The 298-nt window shown below is 61.4% G+C and carries 1 protein-coding gene; it reads left to right on the top strand.

What is annotated here, in order from left to right; genetic code table 11:
• Positions 1 to 298, top strand: a 298-nt coding sequence (locus IG75_RS37035) for an AMP-binding protein (RefSeq protein WP_156061015.1), incomplete at both ends; no start/stop codon positions are given.

The following is a 298-nucleotide window of genomic DNA, read 5'->3' as shown; positions in this document are numbered from 1 at the left end:
GGATGCGTCGGATGTGTATCTGCAGAAGACGGCGACGACGTTCGACGTGTCTTTGTGGGGTTATTTCCTGCCGTTGGCTGCGGGTGCGCATTTGGTGGTCGCGACGCCGGATGGTCACCGGGATACCGAGTATTTGGCGCGGGTTATTGCCGAGCATCGGGTGACGGTGACCGATTTCGTGCCGTCGATGCTGGGTGTATTTGCCGCGCATACTCGGGCGGAAGCCATCCGCAGCCTGGAGCATGTGTTTGTGATCGGTGAGGCGTTGCCGCCGGAGACGGTGTCGGCGATGCATGCG

It is taken from the genome of Nocardia rhamnosiphila NBRC 108938 (assembly GCF_000720425.1).
Classification (GTDB): Bacteria; Actinomycetota; Actinomycetes; order Mycobacteriales; family Mycobacteriaceae; genus Nocardia; species Nocardia rhamnosiphila.
The sequence above is the reverse complement of the archived record's forward strand: the minus strand, read 5'-3'. Positions and strand labels throughout refer to the sequence as shown.